General features: G+C 49.4%; 14 protein-coding genes and 1 pseudogene. 7 read left to right on the top strand and 8 right to left on the bottom strand.

The window, feature by feature from the left end; all coding sequences use genetic code 11:
• Positions 1-3 precede the first annotated feature (3 nt).
• From MHH91_RS05635 to MHH91_RS05625, 3 genes are all read right to left on the bottom strand, one after another.
• Positions 4-2679 carry a peptidase S8 gene (locus tag MHH91_RS05635; RefSeq protein WP_013351773.1) on the bottom strand — a complete coding sequence of 892 codons (2676 nt, stop codon included), beginning with the start codon at positions 2677-2679 and terminating at the stop codon, positions 4-6.
• A 174-nt stretch (positions 2680-2853) separates the two neighbouring features.
• Complete coding sequence (locus MHH91_RS05630) at positions 2854-3210, bottom strand: YisL family protein (protein ID WP_013351772.1); 357 nt, start codon at positions 3208-3210, stop codon at positions 2854-2856.
• A 94-nt stretch (positions 3211-3304) separates the two neighbouring features.
• Positions 3305-4210 carry a fumarylacetoacetate hydrolase family protein gene (locus tag MHH91_RS05625; protein ID WP_340977171.1) on the bottom strand — a complete coding sequence of 302 codons (906 nt, stop codon included), beginning with the start codon at positions 4208-4210 and terminating at the stop codon, positions 3305-3307.
• A gap of 216 nt (positions 4211-4426) precedes the next feature.
• Here MHH91_RS05625 and MHH91_RS20790 point away from each other — a divergent pair.
• The 7 genes and pseudogenes from MHH91_RS20790 to MHH91_RS05590 all read left to right on the top strand — a co-directional run.
• Positions 4427-4540 (top strand): annotated as a pseudogene (locus MHH91_RS20790) (aspartyl-phosphate phosphatase Spo0E family protein); the annotation flags it as partial.
• Between the two features lie 296 nt (positions 4541-4836).
• Positions 4837-5058 (top strand): spore germination protein, encoded by a 222-nt coding sequence (locus tag MHH91_RS05615; protein ID WP_003155135.1) that lies wholly within the window; start codon positions 4837-4839, stop codon positions 5056-5058.
• 12 nt (positions 5059-5070) lie between these two features.
• A complete protein-coding gene (locus tag MHH91_RS05610) occupies positions 5071-5304 on the top strand; it encodes a spore germination protein GerPB (protein WP_014470013.1) in 234 nt (77 codons plus the stop codon).
• A 34-nt stretch (positions 5305-5338) separates the two neighbouring features.
• Complete coding sequence (locus MHH91_RS05605) at positions 5339-5959, top strand: spore germination protein GerPC (protein ID WP_013351768.1); 621 nt, start codon at positions 5339-5341, stop codon at positions 5957-5959.
• Complete coding sequence (locus MHH91_RS05600) at positions 5956-6132, top strand: hypothetical protein (protein ID WP_013351767.1); 177 nt, start codon at positions 5956-5958, stop codon at positions 6130-6132. The genes MHH91_RS05605 and MHH91_RS05600 overlap by 4 nt, the downstream gene beginning before the upstream one ends.
• Positions 6132-6527: a spore germination protein GerPE gene (locus tag MHH91_RS05595; protein ID WP_014470012.1), complete on the top strand. Its 396-nt coding sequence runs from the start codon at positions 6132-6134 to the stop codon at positions 6525-6527. The genes MHH91_RS05600 and MHH91_RS05595 overlap by 1 nt, the downstream gene beginning before the upstream one ends.
• Positions 6528-6566: 39 nt before the next feature.
• Positions 6567-6785: a spore germination protein gene (locus tag MHH91_RS05590; RefSeq protein ID WP_013351765.1), complete on the top strand. Its 219-nt coding sequence runs from the start codon at positions 6567-6569 to the stop codon at positions 6783-6785.
• Between the two features lie 40 nt (positions 6786-6825).
• Here MHH91_RS05590 and MHH91_RS05585 read toward each other — a convergent pair whose 3' ends face one another.
• The 5 genes from MHH91_RS05585 to addB all read right to left on the bottom strand — a co-directional run bounded on the left by MHH91_RS05585 (position 6826) and on the right by addB (position 18960).
• Positions 6826-7125, bottom strand: coding sequence for a hypothetical protein (locus MHH91_RS05585; protein ID WP_013351764.1), 300 nt, complete (start codon positions 7123-7125; stop codon positions 6826-6828).
• 15 nt (positions 7126-7140) lie between these two features.
• Positions 7141-10533 (bottom strand): exonuclease subunit SbcC, encoded by a 3393-nt coding sequence (sbcC, locus tag MHH91_RS05580; protein ID WP_014471680.1) that lies wholly within the window; start codon positions 10531-10533, stop codon positions 7141-7143.
• Complete coding sequence (gene sbcD, locus MHH91_RS05575; protein ID WP_014471679.1) at positions 10530-11702, bottom strand: exonuclease subunit SbcD; 1173 nt, start codon at positions 11700-11702, stop codon at positions 10530-10532. Before sbcD ends, sbcC begins: the two co-directional genes overlap by 4 nt.
• A 66-nt stretch (positions 11703-11768) precedes the next feature.
• Positions 11769-15473 carry a helicase-exonuclease AddAB subunit AddA gene (gene addA, locus MHH91_RS05570; protein ID WP_014471678.1) on the bottom strand — a complete coding sequence of 1235 codons (3705 nt, stop codon included), beginning with the start codon at positions 15471-15473 and terminating at the stop codon, positions 11769-11771.
• A complete protein-coding gene (addB, locus tag MHH91_RS05565) occupies positions 15460-18960 on the bottom strand; it encodes a helicase-exonuclease AddAB subunit AddB (RefSeq protein ID WP_014471677.1) in 3501 nt (1166 codons plus the stop codon). The genes addA and addB overlap by 14 nt, the downstream gene beginning before the upstream one ends.
• Between the last annotated feature and the right edge of the window lie 131 nt (positions 18961-19091).

The raw sequence follows: 19091 nt of genomic DNA, 5'->3' as shown, positions 1-19091 counted from the left end.
TTTTTATTTTACAACCGTTACTTTAACCGCTTTGCTTTCTTGTTTATCCGTGTCGGCAGCCGTCACATAAAGCACGGTGCCTGCTTTTTGCTTTTTGATTTTGACGGAGAACGCGCCTTTTTGATCCGCTTTCTGCGTCGCGATCACTTTTTTCGCTTTATCTTTGACGGTGATTTTTGCTTGGCTGTTCGCTTTTCCTTTAACCGCCGTATCTTTTGCTGTCACTTTACTGACCTTCGGCGTGCCGGACGGGGTCCCTTTGGCTACGACAAGCGTGACAGATGTTTTTGCGTCATCTTTAGAAGCTTTCACGTGTAAAACGGTGTCTTTTTTCTGCATCGGGATATTTACTTTAAACTTGCCGTCTTTACCTGCTTTGGCGCTTCCGATCTTTTTCTTGCCGTTCATCACTTCAAGGACCGTGCCCTCTTTCGCTTTTCCTCTGACAGCCGTCTGTGTGCTTTCAAGCTTGTTGATCTCCAGCCCTAAATCAACTGCGCTGACAGCCTTCATAATATTCAGGCGGCCGTGGCCGGAATGCCAGTCAACTCCCGGAATGACGGGAATCGGGATCGGGTCGCCATTGTCATCATACAGCTCTTCTTCCTTGCCGTCCTCGCTTTTAAACGAGATATCGTCTGCGGTCTGCTTTAATTTCGCTTCGACTTCATTCGGTTTAAGCTTCGGATTTTGAGAGAGCACTAAACCCGCGGCAGCCGCAACATGCGGGGCAGCCATTGACGTGCCGCTCATATATGTGACGTTTCCGTTCGGGACAAGACTCGGGATATCAGAGCCGGGCGCCGTCAAGTCAAGCCCTTTTCCATAGTTTGAGAAGTCAGAGGTCATATCCATCCGGTTGCTTGCACCGACTGAGATGACATACTTTGATGATGCCGGGTAGGAAAGTTCGTTCTGAGCTTCATTTCCGCTGGCCGCGGCGATGACAACATTTTTGGACGCCGCGTATTTCAGGGCGTATTCAAGCACTCGGCTGTATGCTCCCCCAAGGCTCAGGTTAATGACTTTTGCGCCTTTGTCGGCTGCATATTTGATGCCGAGGGCGATTTGCTCTGTATCTCCCGAACCTGTTGAATCAAGCACTTTCACGGGAATAATGCCCGCATTGCTGTTTAAACCCGCCATTGAATAGCCGTTATCTCGTTTGGCGGCGATAATTCCGGCAACATGGGTTCCGTGCCCTTGATCATCCAAGGCGCTGTTTGATCTGTCTACAAAATTGCGGCCGAGATCAGTCCTTACCTTTCCTTTCAAATCGGCAAGCGTGCTGTCTACGCCTGTATCAACGACGGCAATGAGCGTGTCAGTAAGCTTTCGCTTCGACAGCAGAGCAGACGCCTGATCAAATTTCACATCGGCTCCCTTGACGCCGCCGTCCGCTCCGCTGTTTTTCAGCGACCATTGATAAGGATACTGGATGTCGGCCGAGAGGCTTTTGTATTCACGCACCGGTTCTGCAAATTCTACAGCCGGCAGTTTGGACAGTGACGATGCCGTTTCTTTTACCCGCTTGGCACTCATCGTGTAAGCGCCGTTCTGGTCTTTCGGCATGTCTAGGGAATAAATACTGTCAAACAGTTTTTCTGCCTGCTTGATGCGGGACATGTCTTTTTTAGATTGCGCGCTTGCTTTAAGACCTGCCGCTTCTTTTGTGACCGCGGCAAGGCTTTTGTTATTTTTCAATTTAAAAATGACTTTCCCGGTCTGAAGCTTGCTTTTTGCAGCAAGATGGTTTTCTGTTAAAAACGCTCCGGCTGTTTTGCCTTTCAGGCTGTGAATGCCGAGTTTATCCGCCTTTTGCTCCAGCTCTTTTTTTATATATGACGGTACTGACTGAAGTACGGCGGCGTATAACCGTTCAATCGCCTTTTGGTCTTGCGCGGTCACCGTGTATGCGGAATCCGCGCCGTTTTCAGCCGTATCGCTGAACATCGGCTTCAGTGTTTTAAGATCCTGATACATTTCATCTCTTGCTTTTTTACTGAATACGAGCTTTGCCGCCATAAACGGAGCGGTTTTGTAATATAATTTTGACAACTCTTTGCCAGTCGGGGTTTGATTGAGCTCTTGATCACGGATCGTCCGCAAATCTTTTAAAATACCGGCTCCCTCTTTTTTCTGGCTGACACTCATTTCAACAGGGCAGGACTCCTCTTCTTCCAAATCTGCCGGCCCAAGCGACGTTCCTTCATAGCCGATGGTGTATTGCGCTTTTTCCGCATTTTCATTCTGAGCGCCTTCATCTTCGGGCTCTTCACCCAGATACTCTACTTTTATATAGTAGGGGCCTTCCCAGGCATGCGGAATATTGATTTCAATTTTTCCTTGGTCCGTGTAAGAGCGGTACATATCAAAGGTGTCATCACTGAGGGCTTTCTCTTTGCTGGGGTAAACGGATACATTTAAGAAAGATTGACTTCTTACAGTTAATGCCATGTGCGAATCTTGTTTCACTTCATCTTTTCCGGGCGTGATTGTATACCAGACTGATTGTTCCGGCTTATCAATGGTGCCGGACTGTTCTTTCCCCTTTGCCAAGGCTTTCGTCTGGCCGATTTGTTCCTCCGCTGACACTTCAGAAAACGGAGCGGCGAGGCTCAGCACTAGAACCGCTGACAAAACGGCTGCCCAAAAAGATGCAAATCTCCTTCGTCTCATCTCAAATCCCCCTATCTTTTGATTCTCTTGAAGAGTAGCATACTGAAAGAGAAACAGATACCTAAAAAAGGAATATTTAAGCTGAAATTAAAATACATGGAAATAGGCGCCGAATATAAAGATTTATGTCCAAATAAAAAAACCCGGATCGTATCCGGGTTTTCAAGCGATTGATTAAAATATGTGAAAGCCGATCGGCAAGTGAAGGCCGAGAAGCACCGTCAGGACGAGCACGATAATAAAACCGATCCACAGTCCTCCGGTTGATTTGCCTTTTTTCTTGCGGATGACGAGCATTTCCATCAGGCCGATGGTAATGATGCCGAGCAGCATTTTTCCGGCGTACTCTCCGTTCCAATTCGCAAAACGGACAAACAGTTCAGCGCCGGTCAAAATAATAATAATGTAGAATAAGCGCAGAATCATATGCGTAATTTTTGCGCCTTTCGCTTTCCCTGAGCCGTACAGCCCGTAGCTGACAAACACCAGTATAAGCGCAACGACCCATGAAGTAATATGCCAATGTGTCATTATGTTCAATTCCCCCCTATCAGATCAATCTGCCTCACTTATGGTACCACAACAAGCCGCTGTGAGCATTATCAATCGCGATAAAGACACACAATTATCCGATTTGGTTCGACAGCGTGCCGATCGGTTCAATTGTAATGTCAACGCGGTCTCCCGGCTTTAAAAATTTCGGCGGCTGAAACCCTTTTCCGACACCGGCCGGCGTCCCCGTCGCTATTATGTCGCCGGCTTCAAGCGTCATTCCTTTTGACAGCGTCTCGATCAGTTCAGCAATCGGAAAAATCATGTCACCCGTTGATCCTGATTGGCGCAGTTCCCCGTTCACCCGCGTTTCAACTTTCAGGCTTTGCGGATCACTGACGGCCGACTTATGTACAATGACCGGGCCCATCGGGCATGTCGTATCAAGGCTTTTGCCGATAAAAAACTGTTTATGCTTTTTCTGCAGATCGCGCGCCGTTATATCATTTACAATGGTATAGCCGAAAATATGGTCAAGCGCATTTTCTTTGGAGATGTGCGATCCGCTTTTTGATATAATAACCGCCAGCTCCCCTTCATAATCAAGCTGCTCCGTTGCATCCAAGTGGCTTTTCACTGTTTCTCCGTGGCCTGTAACGGAAGTCGGGGCTTTCGTAAAAACCATGGGATGCTCCGGAATATCCGCCTCACTTCCCATTTCAACGGCATGATCACGGTAATTTTTCCCGATGCAGATCACGTTCTTTGAAGGTCTCGGAATAGGCGCACAGAGCTTCACGTCAGACAGTGCATACATAAATGAACCGGACTCATCATTCGGTTTTTTGGCCCATTCCGCAAGCTGTCCGGCATGCGCGACGAACTTTTCTCCCTTTTGAATACACTCTATCAGCGAACCCGGAATCGTCTTTAGTTCAAACAATTTTTTTTCAGCCTTTTGCAGATCTAAGATTTTGTCATCATCCATGATCAGGCCGACAAATTTCCGGCTGTTCAGTTCCCCTGTCGCAAATTTCATGTTAATCCCCCATCATTTTTAAATCTGGCATTCCTTTATGTATTCTTTCTCCGGGCGGAAAATCCTCTTTTGAACAGGCTGAAAATATTCGTAAAAGAGTATCAAAAATTGTCACTTTTTCAGTCATATTGACGAAATAAAACCTTCTCAGCCAAAATGGGTTATACTATTACCATCCTATGTTTTCCAAAATAATCGAGAATTGGAGACCACACGATGAACAGTAAAATTGAAGAAAAAAGATTGACTTTATTCGAGACAGCGCAAAAATTCGGAATCAATGCGAGGGAGACCATCAGGTGCAGCCAAGAGCTGGACAGCCTCTTAAACGGGTGCCGGGGCGGGCTCATCCAACAAACGAAAGACAGCGGGCTGAACCCGGCCGCACAGCTTCAGCCGGATTACACTGTAGGGAAAAAAGAGGCTTTCTCATAAACACGATATGAATATAGATTTGAACCATTTGCTTTTAAGACCCGGCACGCGTAAAGCGCCGGTGTTTTTTTATGTCTGAGATTTTTCCGCTCACAAAAATGTGCGTTTGTCATAAGCTATTTTAGGCAGGCAGCCCAAATAAGCTCCTGGAGTGTATTCCATGAAAATCTTTACGAAAAGGATGTGCTCGTATGCCCGCAATTGTCGGAGCGTTTAAAATTAATGCCGTCGGTACGAGCGGAGTCGTTCATATAGGCGACTGCATCACCATTTCTCCAAAAGCAGAGGTTAAGACATTTGCCGGAGCGGGCAGCTTCAATACCGGAGACAATCTCACACTGACGAATTACAGGAATTCAACGAATGTGTACGATAATGATGTAATCGATCAGCCGATGGCAGGTAACGCATAAAGGAGGCGCCGTATGAATTTTTACGTCAATCAGTCGATCCATATCAATTACATGCGTGTAGAATCTGTCAGCAATTCCTCCATACTGCAAATCGGGAGCGCCGGTTCAATTAAAGCTCTTTCCAACCTGTATAACACAGGGAGTTATGTAGAGCCGGCGCCGCCTGTCACCGCGGGGCAGACTGCAACAACAGGGGGAGGTCCCGGCACCTCATCATTTGTACCGCTCCAGCCGCCAAGCCGGTAGTTCAATGAAGGAAACGAGACGCGAGGTGAATGTCATGTATGATCAATCGGTTTCATCCTACCTGCAGAATTTAAATTCCTTCGTCCAGCAGCAGGCGCTTCAGATTCAGGAGCTCGAACGGCAGCTGAAAGAGTTTCAGAACGAAATTTCAACGCTGAAACAGCAGCCGCCATCCACAAGAATCGATCGGCTCGAGTATAAATTTGATCAGCTGAAAATTGAACGGCTGGAAGGAACGTTAAATATCGGATTGAACCCGACTGATCCGAATGCCGTTCAAAACTTTGAAGTCGGCCAGACATCTCCGCAGGTCGGAATGATGCAGCAGGAACAGGCGGGCCAGCAAATGCAGCAAATCCGTCAAAACGTCGATATGTACCTGAATGAAGAAATCCCCGTGCTGTTAGAACAGCTCGAAACCCAGTATGAGAGCAGGCTGGACGAAACGAACAAATATCATATTATTGAAGATATCAGAAAGCAGATGGACAGCCGGATTAAGTATTATATGTCCCATGTCCCGAAAGAAGAAAACACGGCGCCCGCGCAATACGCCGAGGAGATTGCCGAACACGTGAAGCGTGATATTGTCAGGGCCGTCGAGCATTTTATTAAACACATACCTGGTGAAATGAAAGGTGATGATCCGTCATGATTTTTACAGTGATTAACCGGAACATTGAAGTCGGCGATATCCGGTCGACCGGTGTCTCCAGTTCTTCCTTATTATTAATCGGCGACACCGAATCCGTCTACCTGTCTTCCATCTTTGATACACCTCCGGAATCTCTCATTATCGGGCCTCTTGTGCCGCTGGCGCCGGAATAATGTTAAAGCGGATTTCACGCCTCAGGAGCGCCAAAGTCAATTCAGTCGGGATTGGGAGTGTTTTTCAAGCAGGCGATACGAATGAAATCAATATGAAGGTCAAAGTTTTGGCCGATCAGCGTACTCTTGCCGTATACAGAGACGATGAAGGCTCGTTTAACAGAAAAGAATACCAGATCTTCCGGCAGCCCGCCGTCATGCCGTTACCGGAAACGGGAGTCCAAAGTGCATTCTGCCATGAAAATCCTTCGATTCGGGTAAGGAATGTGAAAGTCCAAGGGGTATCGTCAGCGTCCGTGCTTCAAATCGGATCGTCATCGGTCGTATTGGGCGATTCACGGCTGAAACATATTAGGCAGATCGCCTCACCGAGCTCACAATCACCGCAGACCTGACATATAATGACGGTGAGACTTCTATAAAGGGTGTCGTTTATGCCAGCAATTACCGGACCTATAGCTATCAATTCCATATCGGGCGGAGTCGTAAACTTTGGTGATTCCTTTTACCTTTCTCCAAAAAGCTCTTCTAAATCTGCGCTCGGTTCGGGAGCAGGCAATACCGGAGATTTCCTTTTATTAAACAACGTTGTCAATGCGACAAACTATATAGACCCCGATGTCAGCGATCAGAATGTGGCCGGAAACGCATAAAAAGCAGCCGCTCTTTAAGGAGGGGGCTGCTTTTTTGTGTTCAGTGTTTTTTTCGTTCGTTTGATTTTTTTGTTTTCACAAGCTTTTCCGGCGGCTGTTTTCTGATCCATTTCACAAACCGCGCAAGTTTCGGATCACGCCGCAGCTCTTCTATTCCCGCGAGCCTTGCCGCAAGCTCCTGATTCGTATAAAGCGCGTGTACCTGTTTATGGCAGGGAATGCAGAGCATTGCGGTCGGAAGGAATGTCCCGCCTTCTTCCTTAGGCGTCAGGTGGTGTTCCGTCAGCCGCACATGATGGCGGCCGCATAATTCACATGTGCCCTCGGCAGAATCGGCCATAGCTCCTTCTCCTTTCTACATGATCTCCATTGTGACCCGGGTGCCTTTTCCGCCCGGTTCGGACGGATGAACGATTAATTTTTTCGGCAGCCGCGCTCTGAGCTCCTGCACATGGCTGATCACCCCGACGGACAAATTATCCGATTGCAGCTTTTCCAGCGCTGTGACAACGGTGTCTAAAAGCCCTTGGTCAAGCGTCCCGAATCCTTCATCTAAGAAAAAGAATTGCAGCGGATATTGCCCCCGCAGCTGAATCTGGGCAGACAAGGCAAGCGCAAGCGACAGCGATGTCAGAAACGTCTCACCGCCGGAAAGGCTTGATACGGGGCGTTTGACGCCGCCGTTCGCGTCATCGCGCATGACGAAGCCGCCTTCTGAATCGACTAATATGGCATACCGCTGTCTTGTCAGCGCTCCAAGCCGTGCAGAGGCGTCTCGGGCCACGCTTTCCAGCTGTTCCTCCGCTAAAAATTCGACGAATGTATTGCCTTTACATACAGACTGGAGCTTATCAAGCCTGTCAATCTGTGTCTGCCAGCTTTTCAGTTCGGCTTCAATCTCTTTAAAGCGCTTATGCTGTTTCTGCATCACCGCAAAGGCTTTTGCCTGAGCTCCTTTTTCCTCCTTGGCGGCGCCTGACTCAGCCTCTGCCTGCTCCAGCAGAGAAACCGATGCTGTCCATTCTTCTTCCGTTACCCGGCGGCCGGCTAATTTATCAGTGACACGGCGGATATTTGCCGAAAGCTGCTTTGAGCTGTCCAGAAATTCATCAATTTCTCTTTTCATTTCCTCGGCCCGCTCTTTCGGAAGCAGGCTTTTTTTGACTTGATCCGGCTCGGCAAACCCGGTGTCTTTTGATTTCCCGTACCAGTCATTTTGCGCTTTCTCAAGGGCGGACTCAGCGTCCCGCAGTGACATGAGGCTCCCGGATTCCCGGCCTTTTGCGTCATTCAGTGATTGCTGAGCCTGCTGCAGCGCATCGAATAACGACTGTTCTTTCGATTTTAAGAGCTGTAATTCCTGCCGCACTGCGTCAAGCTTTGCAGAAATGGATGTTTCTTCAGCTGCTGTTCCGAGCTCTTGTTCATATCCGTCAATGACCTGCTGCAGGCGCTCTGACGCATAGTGAAGCTCGAGCCGTTCCCGTTCAAGCTGATGCTTCTTCTCCTGCAGCCGTTCTTTCTCATCTTCATGTTCCTTTAGGAAGGCGATGCTTGTTTCAATGCGCTTCTCGAATTCCTCTGCCTGCCTGTCCTTTTCGTCTATCGAAGCCTGCCAGGCGTCAATCCGGTTTAACGGAATATCCCCGCAGGCTTCATTGTACTGATTCAAGCGGCTTTCTGACAGCGATTCGAGCTCTTCTAATGAATGTTTGAGGCGCTCTGCTTCTTTTTCCTCATAGCGGATTCGTTCGCCCAGCTGTTCAGCTTGTTTCACCGTCTTTTGATAGGTACTGATCAGTCTCGTGACCTTCTCTTTTACCGACAGCATATCCTGTTTCATTTGTTTCCACTCCAGGCGGACGGCGCTGAACGCTTCATCAAGCGGACGGCCGCTGATAGAAGAAGCGGCTTCCAGCTCCGGGACCCGGGCGTTTTGCAGAAACGGACATTCTTCGGTAAAACGCCCCGACTGCTCTTCTAATGCAACCTTGACCGTCAGCACTTCCTGAGAAAGAGCCGCCGCCTCAGAAAGCAGCGCTTCAACCTGCTGCAAACGTTCCTGTACAGCCGTATCGGGCGAATATGTTTCATGAGCGGAGCGCGAACGGTCATGCTGCGTTGAGCCGCATACAGGACAAGGCTTTCCTTCGATTAGTTTTTCCGATAATTCTTTTGTTAATGCAGCCGTTCTCGCTTCCTCTGAGCGCCTGCGCAGGTCGGTTTGCGTTTTGTCCGCCCGTTCGGCTGCGGCTTTCAGTGAACGTTCCGTTTCACAGACCATATGGTAAACGGTTTGAAGTGTTTGATAAGCGCGCGTAATGTCCTCTTCTTCCGATTTCGCCTTTGCGCTGAGCGCCTCGCTTTCTCCGTTCAGCTTCTCCATGTTTTTCAACTGGGCTGTCAGATTGACCCGTTCTTTCTTGATTTGTTCCTGTGTCTGCTGAAAGCCGGCTGCCAGCTGTGCGGCGGTCTGGCATTTTTTCCGTTCATCAGCGGTCACTTGAACTACTTTCAGCTCTTCTTTCAGCTCATTCTGCCTGTTTTGGCCGCGGGTCAGGCGATCTTTCACTGCGGTCAGCTGTTTCGAGGCGGCTTCGTATTCTTCCTCTTTTTTGCCGTGCTCCGCCTTTGTTTTTTCCGCTTCTTTTTTTGCTTCAAGCAGCTTTTGTTCAATGGCTGACAGCCTTTGATACAGCTCTTCTTCCTTGACAAGCTTCGGCTCTTGTTCAGCCTTATGAATCCGCCACGCTTCATAGGCTTCATTTTGCCGGGTAAATGAAGCGGTTTCCGCCTCTAATTTCCGTTTGGCCAGTTCGTGCTCCTTCTCGGCGCGCTCCTTCCGGCGGACGGCTTCCGTGTAGCGATCTGCATACGGTTCAAGAGCGAGAGCAGTTTCCGCTTCTTTAAGACGGTCAGTCAAATCCGTGATATACGGGCGTTTTTCCTCAAGCTTTTCCTGCCGCACCTCGTATTCGTTTCTCTCTGTCTGCAAGTTCCAAATCTCCTGGTGATTCTCAAAACGTTCTTTTGCTTGGACCCGTTTCTTCTCAGCCGCTTCAAGCCGTTCATTCGCTTCATGAAACTGCTGTTCAGCCAGCTTCAGCGCGTCTTCCCCCGCGTCTCCGAGGCCGGATTGTTCTGCCAGCATCTCATTTTTTTTCGCGGCCGCTTCCTGCGCCCGCCGCCGCAATTTTTTGACAAGCCTGTCACCGTACTGTTCCAGATTAAAAAGGCGCTGCAGCATATGTCTTCTTTCCGCGCCTTTCAGTGACAGAAACTCGGCAAACTTTCCTTGCGGGAGCACGACGGCTCTTGTAAAGTCGTCAATGGTCAGACCAAGAAGCTCTTCCACCTTTTTGTTCACTTCATTCGCTTTATCGGCAAGCACGGTTTGTTCCTCTTTGATTTCAATCAAGCGGCAAAGGGCGGTTTTCACTTTCGTTTCATCCGTTCTCTTAAAAACGCGCTCTACTTTGTAGGACACCCTGTGGCCGGATTGAAGCGCGAATGTAAAAGAGACGGCGAGCTGATCTTCGGCATGGTTCAGAATGCCGTGCGTATTATTTGCGGCGCGCTCCACTTTTCCGTATAAAGCGAGTGTCATCGCATCAAGGATCGACGACTTTCCGCTTCCCGTCGGGCCGAAAATTCCGAACACCCCGGCACCGGACAGTCCGTCAAAGTCAATGGTCTGTTCCTCTCTGAAGCTGTGGAGCCCTTTTATCGTTAACAGAATCGGCTTCATGTCGCATCCTCCTCATCATCCGCTGACGCAAGCTCTAAAAACAGCTTGACCATCTCCTCATCCGGCACGCCGCCGCCCGTTTGTTTTTCATAAAATTTCTTAAACCGGTCCTCAATTGATGTGTTTTTCACTTCAATCCGGTCAATGTCTGTCTCTTTTTCTTCAAAAACCGGCCTGATATGGATAAAGCCTGGATGCGCTTTTCTCAGCCGATGGATTTCTTCAAGAGAAAGCTGATCCGTCAAATGGATATCAAGATCGATCCAGGCATTCCGGTCACGCCCTTCATCGAGCCAGCCGTGAACCTCGCTCAGCCCCTGCGCTTTCCATTTGACAAGCGGTTTTCCGGAAGACAGGAAAATCTCTTCCCACTTCGCTTCTCCGCCCGGCTTCGCTTCTACCACCGTCACCGATTTGGCATAACCGGCTTCTGAAAAGCTGTATGCCAGCGGAGAGCCGGAATAGCGGGCAGCCGTTTTGGCACGCTTGATCGTTTGCGGACGGTGGAGATGGCCGAGGGCCACGTAAGCCGCATCAGCCGGCAGGCTTTCAGCGGCGACCGTGTAAGCGCCCCCGACTTCAATCGGACGCTCTGAATCGGTCTGATTTCCTCCCGCGACATAAATGTGGCTCGCCGCGACTTTCACGGCATCGTCCCGGCACAGACCGCATATGCGGGCAAACGCCTCTCTGATTTTCACATCGTAATGATCGCGAAGAAGCTTTTCCTCAAACGTATCAGACAGCACCTCGTTTAATCTCGCTTCTGACGGATAGGCCAGCGCGGCAACGGCTAACAGCTCGTCCGCCGACGGCACCTCAATATGGACGGGTTCTGTCCGCGGATAGCCGATTAAATGAATGCCGCGCTCATTTGTTAACGGAGAAGCAGCCGCCAGCCTGTCAGGATTGTCATGGTTCCCAGCAATGACGACAACCGGGCGTTTTCCGCCGTCAGAAAGCGCGGAAAGACTTTCGTAATACAGCTGTTCAGCGAGCGCAGGCGGATTGACCGTATCAAATACATCCCCTGCCATAATGACCGCATCAATGTTTTCTTCTTTGACAATGGTATTCAGCTCTTCCAATACCTCGGCCTGTTCACTCAGCCGGCTTCTGCCTTCAAGCGTTTTGCCGAGGTGCCAGTCAGCTGTATGTAAAATGCGCATACCGCATTCACCTCACTTTTCTGATAGAAAAAAAGATCCGCTCCAAAAAAGGAGCTTCGGATCTTATTACAGTGTAAGAACGTGACCTCCATCGAAGAAATAGAGCGCACGCCTTTTCACATTCGTTTTTGTAATTTGTTCAACCGCTTTTGTATACAATTCGATTTGTGTTTCATACCTTTTTTGCAGGATCGGAGCCGCGCCTTCAAATCCGTTCCGGAATTTCCCCTCAATTCGATCCGTTTTATAGTCCAGCAAATAGAGTCCGTCCGCAGTTTCATAGAGGCAGTCAATAATTCCCTGGACGAGCAGCGGTTCACCGGCCGTTTCGGCATCCTTGTACACCTCGCTGGCCGGAAGCGCCATACTGAACGGCACCTCCCGATCAATCCGCAGCGCCCCAACAAGGTCTTTTCCGATTTCAGTGCCGAAAAACTGAATCACTTCATCAATATCAATTGCGTCCTGCTGTTCTTCTGTCAGCAGCTCTTTTTCGTAAAGCATCCTGACCGTCCGCTCCGCTTCTTCGGCAGTCGGAACATGCGTCAGCGGTATGTGCTGCATCACCGTATGCATCGCCGTCCCTTTTTCGGCGGCTGTCAGCCCTTTTTTCATCATAAAGCCGGGACGCTTGTATAAAAGAGTGTCCCCTGACGGTTTGATGAGAGAGCGTCCGCTGTACTCATCCTCGTATTCTTGCTTTCTCTTCAGCTCAGAAACAGACTGCTTCGTTCTGATGGCGGTCAGCTTCCGATACGGATATTCCCATTCAAGAAGACGGCGCGCCTGATCATCAAATGAAAACGAATCAGGAATCGGCTCGCCATGCTGTATCGCTTTTAAACGTTTGCTCTTTTCTTCAGCACGTTCTTCAGGACTATCTTCCAGCAATTCACTTTGCTGCAGCATCCTGATGTGAAAACGCGCCGGGTCGTGCGCGATATCCTCCGGCGCCAAAAGCCCCGGCGCCCTGTGCGCCTCCATGTCACTGTGACGGATGAGCGCTGGACCGATAAAGTCCAAATAAGATGACGCCTGATAGCGGTCGAATTCAGAAAGGAGCCAATCAGCCCGGTCTGCTTGCGCCTGCCATTTGGCCAGCTGTTTTTCCCGGTTTTTGCAGGAACCGACGAGAAACAGCTTTTCCTTCGCCCTTGTCAGCGCCACATACAATACGCGCAATTCTTCTGATAAAAGCTCTCTGCGCATTTTTTTCTTCATTGCCACAAGCGGCAGAGTCGGATAGCTGATTCTAAGTTCCGGATGAATATACTTCGTGCCGAAACCGAGTTCTTTATCAAGCAGGTATGATTTGTTGAGATCCATCATATTAAAACTTCTGCCGAGTCCGGCGGTGAAAACGACGGGGAATTCAAGTCCTTTGCTGCTGTGGATCGTCATCAGCCGAACGACATCCTCCTGCTCGCTGAGCGCCCGCGCCGTCCCCAAATCATCGCCGCGCTCCTGCATCCGTTCAATGAACCGCAAAAAGCGGAATAACCCGCGGAATGCCGTCGCTTCATACGAACGCGCCCGGTCATACAAGACGCGCAGATTGGCCTGACGCTGCTTTCCGCCAGGCATGCCGCCTGCATAATCAAAATATCCGGTGTCGCGGTATACTTCCCAAATCAGCTCAGACACTGAATGATTCGTCGAGAATGACCGCCACTTTTGCAGACTGTCATAAAATATTCTCAGTTTTTGATACAGGTCGTCATGTCTGTCCCCGTTCGCTATATACGCTTTCAGCGCTTCATAAAACGGCGCTTTTTTCTTTTCAAGGCGTATGAGGGCGAGTTCATTTTCGTCACAACCGACGATAGGCGAGCGCAGCACGGAAGCAAGCGGAATATCCTGATACGGATTATCAATCACCTTTAAGACTGAAAGCGCCGCAGCCACCTCAACGGCTTCAAAGTAACCTGATGTCAAATTGGCGTAAACCGGAATGCCCTGGTTTTTCAGCTCTTCCATTAATTGCGGAGCCCATGGCATGGAACGCAGCAAAATCACGATATCCCGGTACTGGATATTCCGGTGTGTTTTTGTTTTGCCGTCATATACCTTAAACGGAGATGAGACAAGCTTCCGGATCTCCGCGGCTATCGCTTTCGCTTCCCAATGCACGGTTTCAAAGTCTTCAGCATCCTCGGGGCTGTCTGCGTCATCAGCGCTGTCAATCAGCAGCAGTTCCGTTTTCGCCGCGTCATTTGGCGGATACGATGCGCCAAGCTTTAATGCCGCCTGTTCATCGTAGTCCACTTCGCCGATTTTGCCGCCCATCAGCTGCTTAAACAAGAAATTCGTACTGTCCAAAATATCGGAGCGGCTTCGGAAGTTTTGGTTCAGGTCGATTTTCTGCCCGGCGCCTTCCCCATCTTCCGTAAACCTTTTGTATTTCCCGAGAAAAAGCAGCGGCTCGGCAAGTCTGAAACGGTAGATTGATTGCTTGACGTCCCCCACCATAAACAGATTTCCCGACTCTTCATTCCCGCTTTTAACAAGCTGCAAAATGGATTCCTGCACAAGATTGGTATCTTGATATTCATCAACCAGAACTTCATGGAACTGATCTTGATAATAAACGGCCGCTTCACTCGGCACACGCCGGCCTTCTTCATCCCTTGCAGTTAAAATCGCCAGACAGTAATGTTCCAAATCTGAGAAATCAATGATTGATTTTTCCTGTTTCGCCGCTTCAAATCGTTTTCCGTACGATATTACGAGCTGAACGAGGGTTTCAATAACAGGCTTCATGTCTTTTAAACTCTTTAAATGATCTTGCGGGCTTCTTGTAAAGTAATCGGTTTTTAACTTTTCGATCAGTTTCTTCGCGCCGTTTCGCAAATCAGTCGCTTCGTCCAAAAGCACCTTGTCAAATTCATCACCCTTTACCGCCTTGGCCCGTTTAAATGTGACCGCAGGAACCCGTTCATACAGCGCCTTAAAGTCATGCCGGCAGCTGATCAGCTCTTCTATCTGCTGAAGGTCATCCAAAATATTATCAGCACGCGGCGCCGGCCCGCCGGGCGCTTTTGTCAGTTCAAGCGCCTTCTCTAGCTTTTGTTTTGCCCCGAAGAGCGCCATTTCAGCATCTTCTCTCACATACTCGTAAAACGGCAGCTCTTCCATTTTGCTTTCTTCTGTCACATCATATAGGCGGACAAAGCTTTTCAGCCACGCTTCAGGGTCAGGATGCGACCGGGAATACTCATACACCCGCTTGACGAGGTCTTGAAGATCCAGATCATGCCTGTCCGTCGTATATCTGTCCACAAGCTCATAAAACGCCTGATTCCCTTTTGCGTATTCATCCTCAAACAGCTCATCAAGCACTTCGTCTCCGAGCAATTCGCCTTCCGTTTGGTCAGCCATCCGAAAACCCGGGTCAAGATCAATCATATAATAATATTTTTTAAGCACCTGCAGACAGAAAGAGTGCAGCGTCGAAATGCTCGCCCGATTTAATAGAGACAGCTGCCGTCTGATATGCAAAGACCCCGGATTTTTGGCGAGTTCTTTTTCTAATGCTTCAGCGATCCGATGCTTCATTTCCGCTGCTGAGGCGTTTGTAAATGTCACCACAAGGAGCCTGTCAACATCAACCGGCTCTTCTTCCGCGGTTATCTTTCTGATCATCCGCTCTACAAGCACGGCCGTTTTACCTGATCCGGCTGCGGCAGCGACCAGAATATCGCGGCCGGAAGAAACGATGGCGCTCCATTGGTCATCCGTCCATATGCTGTCTTTCGGTTTAGGAATTTGCATCATCATTCGCCTCCTTTTTCAGCCAATCCAGTATAGTGCCGTCTTTTTCCGCTTTCAGGCTGCGGTATTCATTTTCTTTAAGCGACTCATCAAACTGGCACACCGATTTAAACGCACAGTACGTACAAGGCGTCTTATCTTTCAGCTTATACGGGGTAATGGACACAAGCCCGTCCGTTATCGCTTCGCCCGCCTGCTCAAATGTCCGCCTCACATGGTCTGTCAGCAGATGAAAATCCCGTTCGCTGACCGCCGCTGAATCGGACCGTAAAGATCCGTCCTTTTTCAAACCGGCATTGATAATATTTGAACGCCCTTCCTCCAAAGTCGTGTCCATCAGGCTGATCGCCTCCCGGTCACCGAGGAGAAGGCCTTTCATTTTAAATTTCTTAAAAATTTCCTGCTCGATTTCATCAAGGTCCATCGGCAGACTGGCCTGAATCATCGGATCATGAATATGGAAATACAAAACGCCTGCCGGTGTCGCTTTCATGCCGAGCCAATCCGCTGAGTGTGTAATTGATAAGTCAAGGTATGTGAGCATTTGCAGAGCGAGCCCGTAATATACCTCAGCGAGATCAAGCCCCTTGTCGCTTGATTTATAATCAACGATTCTCAGCAGCAGGCCTTTTGAGCTTTCCGCTTTATCCACGCGGTCGATCCGGCCGACGAGTTCCATCGTACAGCCGTTTTTCAGCGTGAAAGTGAGCGGAGGCAGCGGTCCGCTTCCGCCGAAACCGAGTTCAAGGCCGATCGGGACAAAACCGCTCGCCTTCGCATGCTCGCTTAATATGCCTGAGACACGCGTGACGATCTTCTGCAGTTTTTCCTTCACATAAAAGTGCCTGTTTGAGCTGAGCAGAATCTCTTTTTGCAGCCTTGGCGCAAGCCGTTCCACCGCATCATAGGAAAAATTCCGGCACTGATCTTTCGTCAGATCGCGCCATTCCAGCTTCTGCTCACGAAGCCGGTCTGAAATCAGCTTCAGGCTGGAGTGAAACAGCTGTCCGATATCCGGCGCTTCCAGCTTGAAAAACTGCCGCTCTTTTAATTGCAGCCCGTGAGATGCAAAATGAGAAAACTGGCAGGCATTAAACGCCTCCATACGAGAGACGCTTCCTTTAATGTGCTCGCCGTAAAGCTGGCGCGAAACAGGCCGGTCAAGACGCTTTGCCTCATTTCGGAAAAACAGGCTTGAAAACAGCTTTTTCGCACGCTCGTGATCAGGCTCTTTCATCAGCACATTGTATGCGCTCCACCACACGTCACTGATCTCGTACTCTCTTGTCCACAGCCTGAGCTGGCTTGCCGTATACGTCTGTGCCACCTGTTTATTGACGAGATACTGAAGCTGTTCTTCTTCGCTTACCTGCTCGGGATCAGCCGCTGACAGCTTTTCCTGGTGATCGGGAAACAGCTCGCCGAGCCTGTTTACAACGATTGACGGCAGGAGCGTTTTTCCTTCCGCATCGGCAATCGGATATGTCACATACAGACGGTCAGACGGACTTGACAGCGCCATATAGATGAGAAAATGCTCATCAAGCAGCCGCTCACGCCCCGCGGAAGAAAGCTCCACTCCGACCGCTTTCAGCCACTCCCGGTCATCATCAGACAGCACGCCGTTTTCATCCGGGCGCGCCGGAAGAACGCCGTCATTGGCTCCGATGACAAATGTGCAGGATGTGCCGTACATTCTGGACAGATCCATATTCCCTACAAATACTTGGTCAAGCGCAGGAGGAATTAAAGAAAAATGAAGCGATTCGGTTCCCGTTTCAAGCATTTGCTGGAACAGCGCCAAAGACATTTCATCTTCACCCATCATGCCCGTAAACTCTTCGAGAAGCTGGATAACGGCATCCCACGCCTGGCCGTGCTGCTGCGCTTCAATCATGTTTCCGGCCTCTTCGGCCTGCTGTCTTTTCCGGTCCAGCTTCAGGGGAACATCGGTATCTTCCAAAAAGAGATAAAGAGCTTCTGCCATGCTTTGAACCGTTTTCGCTTTTTTCAGCCGGTTTTGAAGCCGGATGAGCGGCTCGGCCATCCACTCTCTCGTCTCATTCAGCATGTGTTCCATCTCTATTTCCTGATCCGTCTGCGCGAAATCCTCATCGAGCGATACGAACCGCCTGTATACAAACCGCTCCCCGTTCGTCCAGCGCTCGCCTTTGATTCCGTAGGCGATACAGTAGTTTTCAAGCTGATCAACCTGCTCTCTTATTTTCTGCTCCGGCTGATCAAGGGGGAATAACAGTTCGGTTTTCGCACAGCGGAACACCGCTTCATATCTCCAATTGCCCTTCACGACATCCAAGCTTGAGCGGATGAATTCAATAAGCGGGTGATGCTGCATAGAAGCTTTTCCGTCTATAAAATAAGGAAGCCCGTAATCTGCAAACACTTCCTTCAGCAAGTCTTTATAATCTTCCGGCTGACGGATGAGAATCGCCATATCTCTGTACCGGTATCCTCTGTCCCGGACAAGTGATTGAATTTCCCGGGCAATACCCTCGAGTTCAGCTCTTCTGTTCTGTGCCTGTATGACGGTAAAAGCTTCCTGTCCGCCCGTATACACAGCCGCGGGACGCACATCGTACTGCGATTCTATACAGGCAAGCTCCGGCACATGCTGATGCCGCTTCGTTCCATGCAATTCCTTGCAGGAAATATCGGCATTCAACTCCTTTGCCGTCTGATAAAGCTTATAGTATGTGCTGCCGGTCATTCTGAACAGATCGAGCTCATCCGGAGCCTGTTCCGCCGAAGGGCTGTCCGCCGTCAGAGAGAATGTGACATGTTCAGCATGCATGATCAGCTGCTCCAGCACCCTTAATTCCTGCGGCGTAAATTGATAGAAGCCGTCAACATAAACACGGGCGCCTTTTATAACATCCGCCAAAGGAATCTGCTGAGCGAGCAGCGTCAAATAATCCTCTGAATGCAAATAGTGGCCGGCGAGGCTTCTTTCCATCTGCTGATATAAAATGCCTAAGTCATGAAGTTTTTCAGACAGCATCCGCTCTCCGCGGTATTCTGACGCCGTTCCGCTTTCTGCCATGCGGCGGACGTCTTCAGGTTCAATACAGTACCGCTTAAACTCTGTCAGCATCCGTTCCACCTGCTCAGTGAATCCGGTTTTGTCACTCGCTTTTTGATAGACTTTAAAATCGTGCTTATGTTCTTCAATCAGTTTCCTTAAAAGCATCTGCACACCCGTCGTCGTCACAAACGGACGGTTCATGCCCCCCGTGTGCTGAAGCACGCGCCACGCCAAACGCGAAAAGCTGAACACTTGAGCGCGTATCATGCCGCCGATATCCGGCGTTTTAGCAAGCTCATATTCCATTAAAAACGTCATTTGATCCGGGACTAGAAAAATGATCGGTTTCCCGAACGGCTCCCGGCGCAGTTCTTCTTGAATGCTGTCGATAATCAGCCTCGTTTTCCCACTCCCCGATCTGCCTACTAAAAACTCAACACCCAAATTAGAAGACCCCTCTCTTTTTATCTTTCTACATTTTATCGAAAGTTGACGAAAATGACCAATCTCATCTGCTGGTAAAAACGGGATGACTGTTTTAAAAAGTATCGTTTCTGACCAAAATAAAGAAAAAA

Origin of the sequence: Bacillus sp. FSL K6-2819 (assembly GCF_038008305.1) — a bacterium.
In the GTDB taxonomy this organism is placed as follows: Bacteria; Bacillota; Bacilli; order Bacillales; family Bacillaceae; genus Bacillus; species Bacillus amyloliquefaciens.
This window is presented reverse-complemented; position numbering and strand designations above follow the sequence as displayed.

Excerpts from the sequence above, each read along its gene's own strand:
- MHH91_RS05635 (WP_013351773.1), bottom strand. The coding sequence starts at position 2,679 with ATGAGACGAAGGAGATTTGCATCTTTTTGGGCAGCCGTTTTGTCAGCG.
- MHH91_RS05630 (WP_013351772.1), bottom strand. The coding sequence starts at position 3,210 with ATGACACATTGGCATATTACTTCATGGGTCGTTGCGCTTATACTGGTG.
- MHH91_RS05625 (WP_340977171.1), bottom strand. The coding sequence starts at position 4,210 with ATGAAATTTGCGACAGGGGAACTGAACAGCCGGAAATTTGTCGGCCTG.
- MHH91_RS05615 (WP_003155135.1), top strand. The coding sequence starts at position 4,837 with ATGCCCGCAATTGTCGGAGCGTTTAAAATTAATGCCGTCGGTACGAGC.
- MHH91_RS05610 (WP_014470013.1), top strand. The coding sequence starts at position 5,071 with ATGAATTTTTACGTCAATCAGTCGATCCATATCAATTACATGCGTGTA.
- MHH91_RS05605 (WP_013351768.1), top strand. The coding sequence starts at position 5,339 with ATGTATGATCAATCGGTTTCATCCTACCTGCAGAATTTAAATTCCTTC.
- MHH91_RS05600 (WP_013351767.1), top strand. The coding sequence starts at position 5,956 with ATGATTTTTACAGTGATTAACCGGAACATTGAAGTCGGCGATATCCGG.
- MHH91_RS05595 (WP_014470012.1), top strand. The coding sequence starts at position 6,132 with ATGTTAAAGCGGATTTCACGCCTCAGGAGCGCCAAAGTCAATTCAGTC.
- MHH91_RS05590 (WP_013351765.1), top strand. The coding sequence starts at position 6,567 with ATGCCAGCAATTACCGGACCTATAGCTATCAATTCCATATCGGGCGGA.
- MHH91_RS05585 (WP_013351764.1), bottom strand. The coding sequence starts at position 7,125 with ATGGCCGATTCTGCCGAGGGCACATGTGAATTATGCGGCCGCCATCAT.
- sbcC (WP_014471680.1), bottom strand. The coding sequence starts at position 10,533 with ATGAAGCCGATTCTGTTAACGATAAAAGGGCTCCACAGCTTCAGAGAG.
- sbcD (WP_014471679.1), bottom strand. The coding sequence starts at position 11,702 with ATGCGCATTTTACATACAGCTGACTGGCACCTCGGCAAAACGCTTGAA.
- addA (WP_014471678.1), bottom strand. The coding sequence starts at position 15,473 with ATGCAAATTCCTAAACCGAAAGACAGCATATGGACGGATGACCAATGG.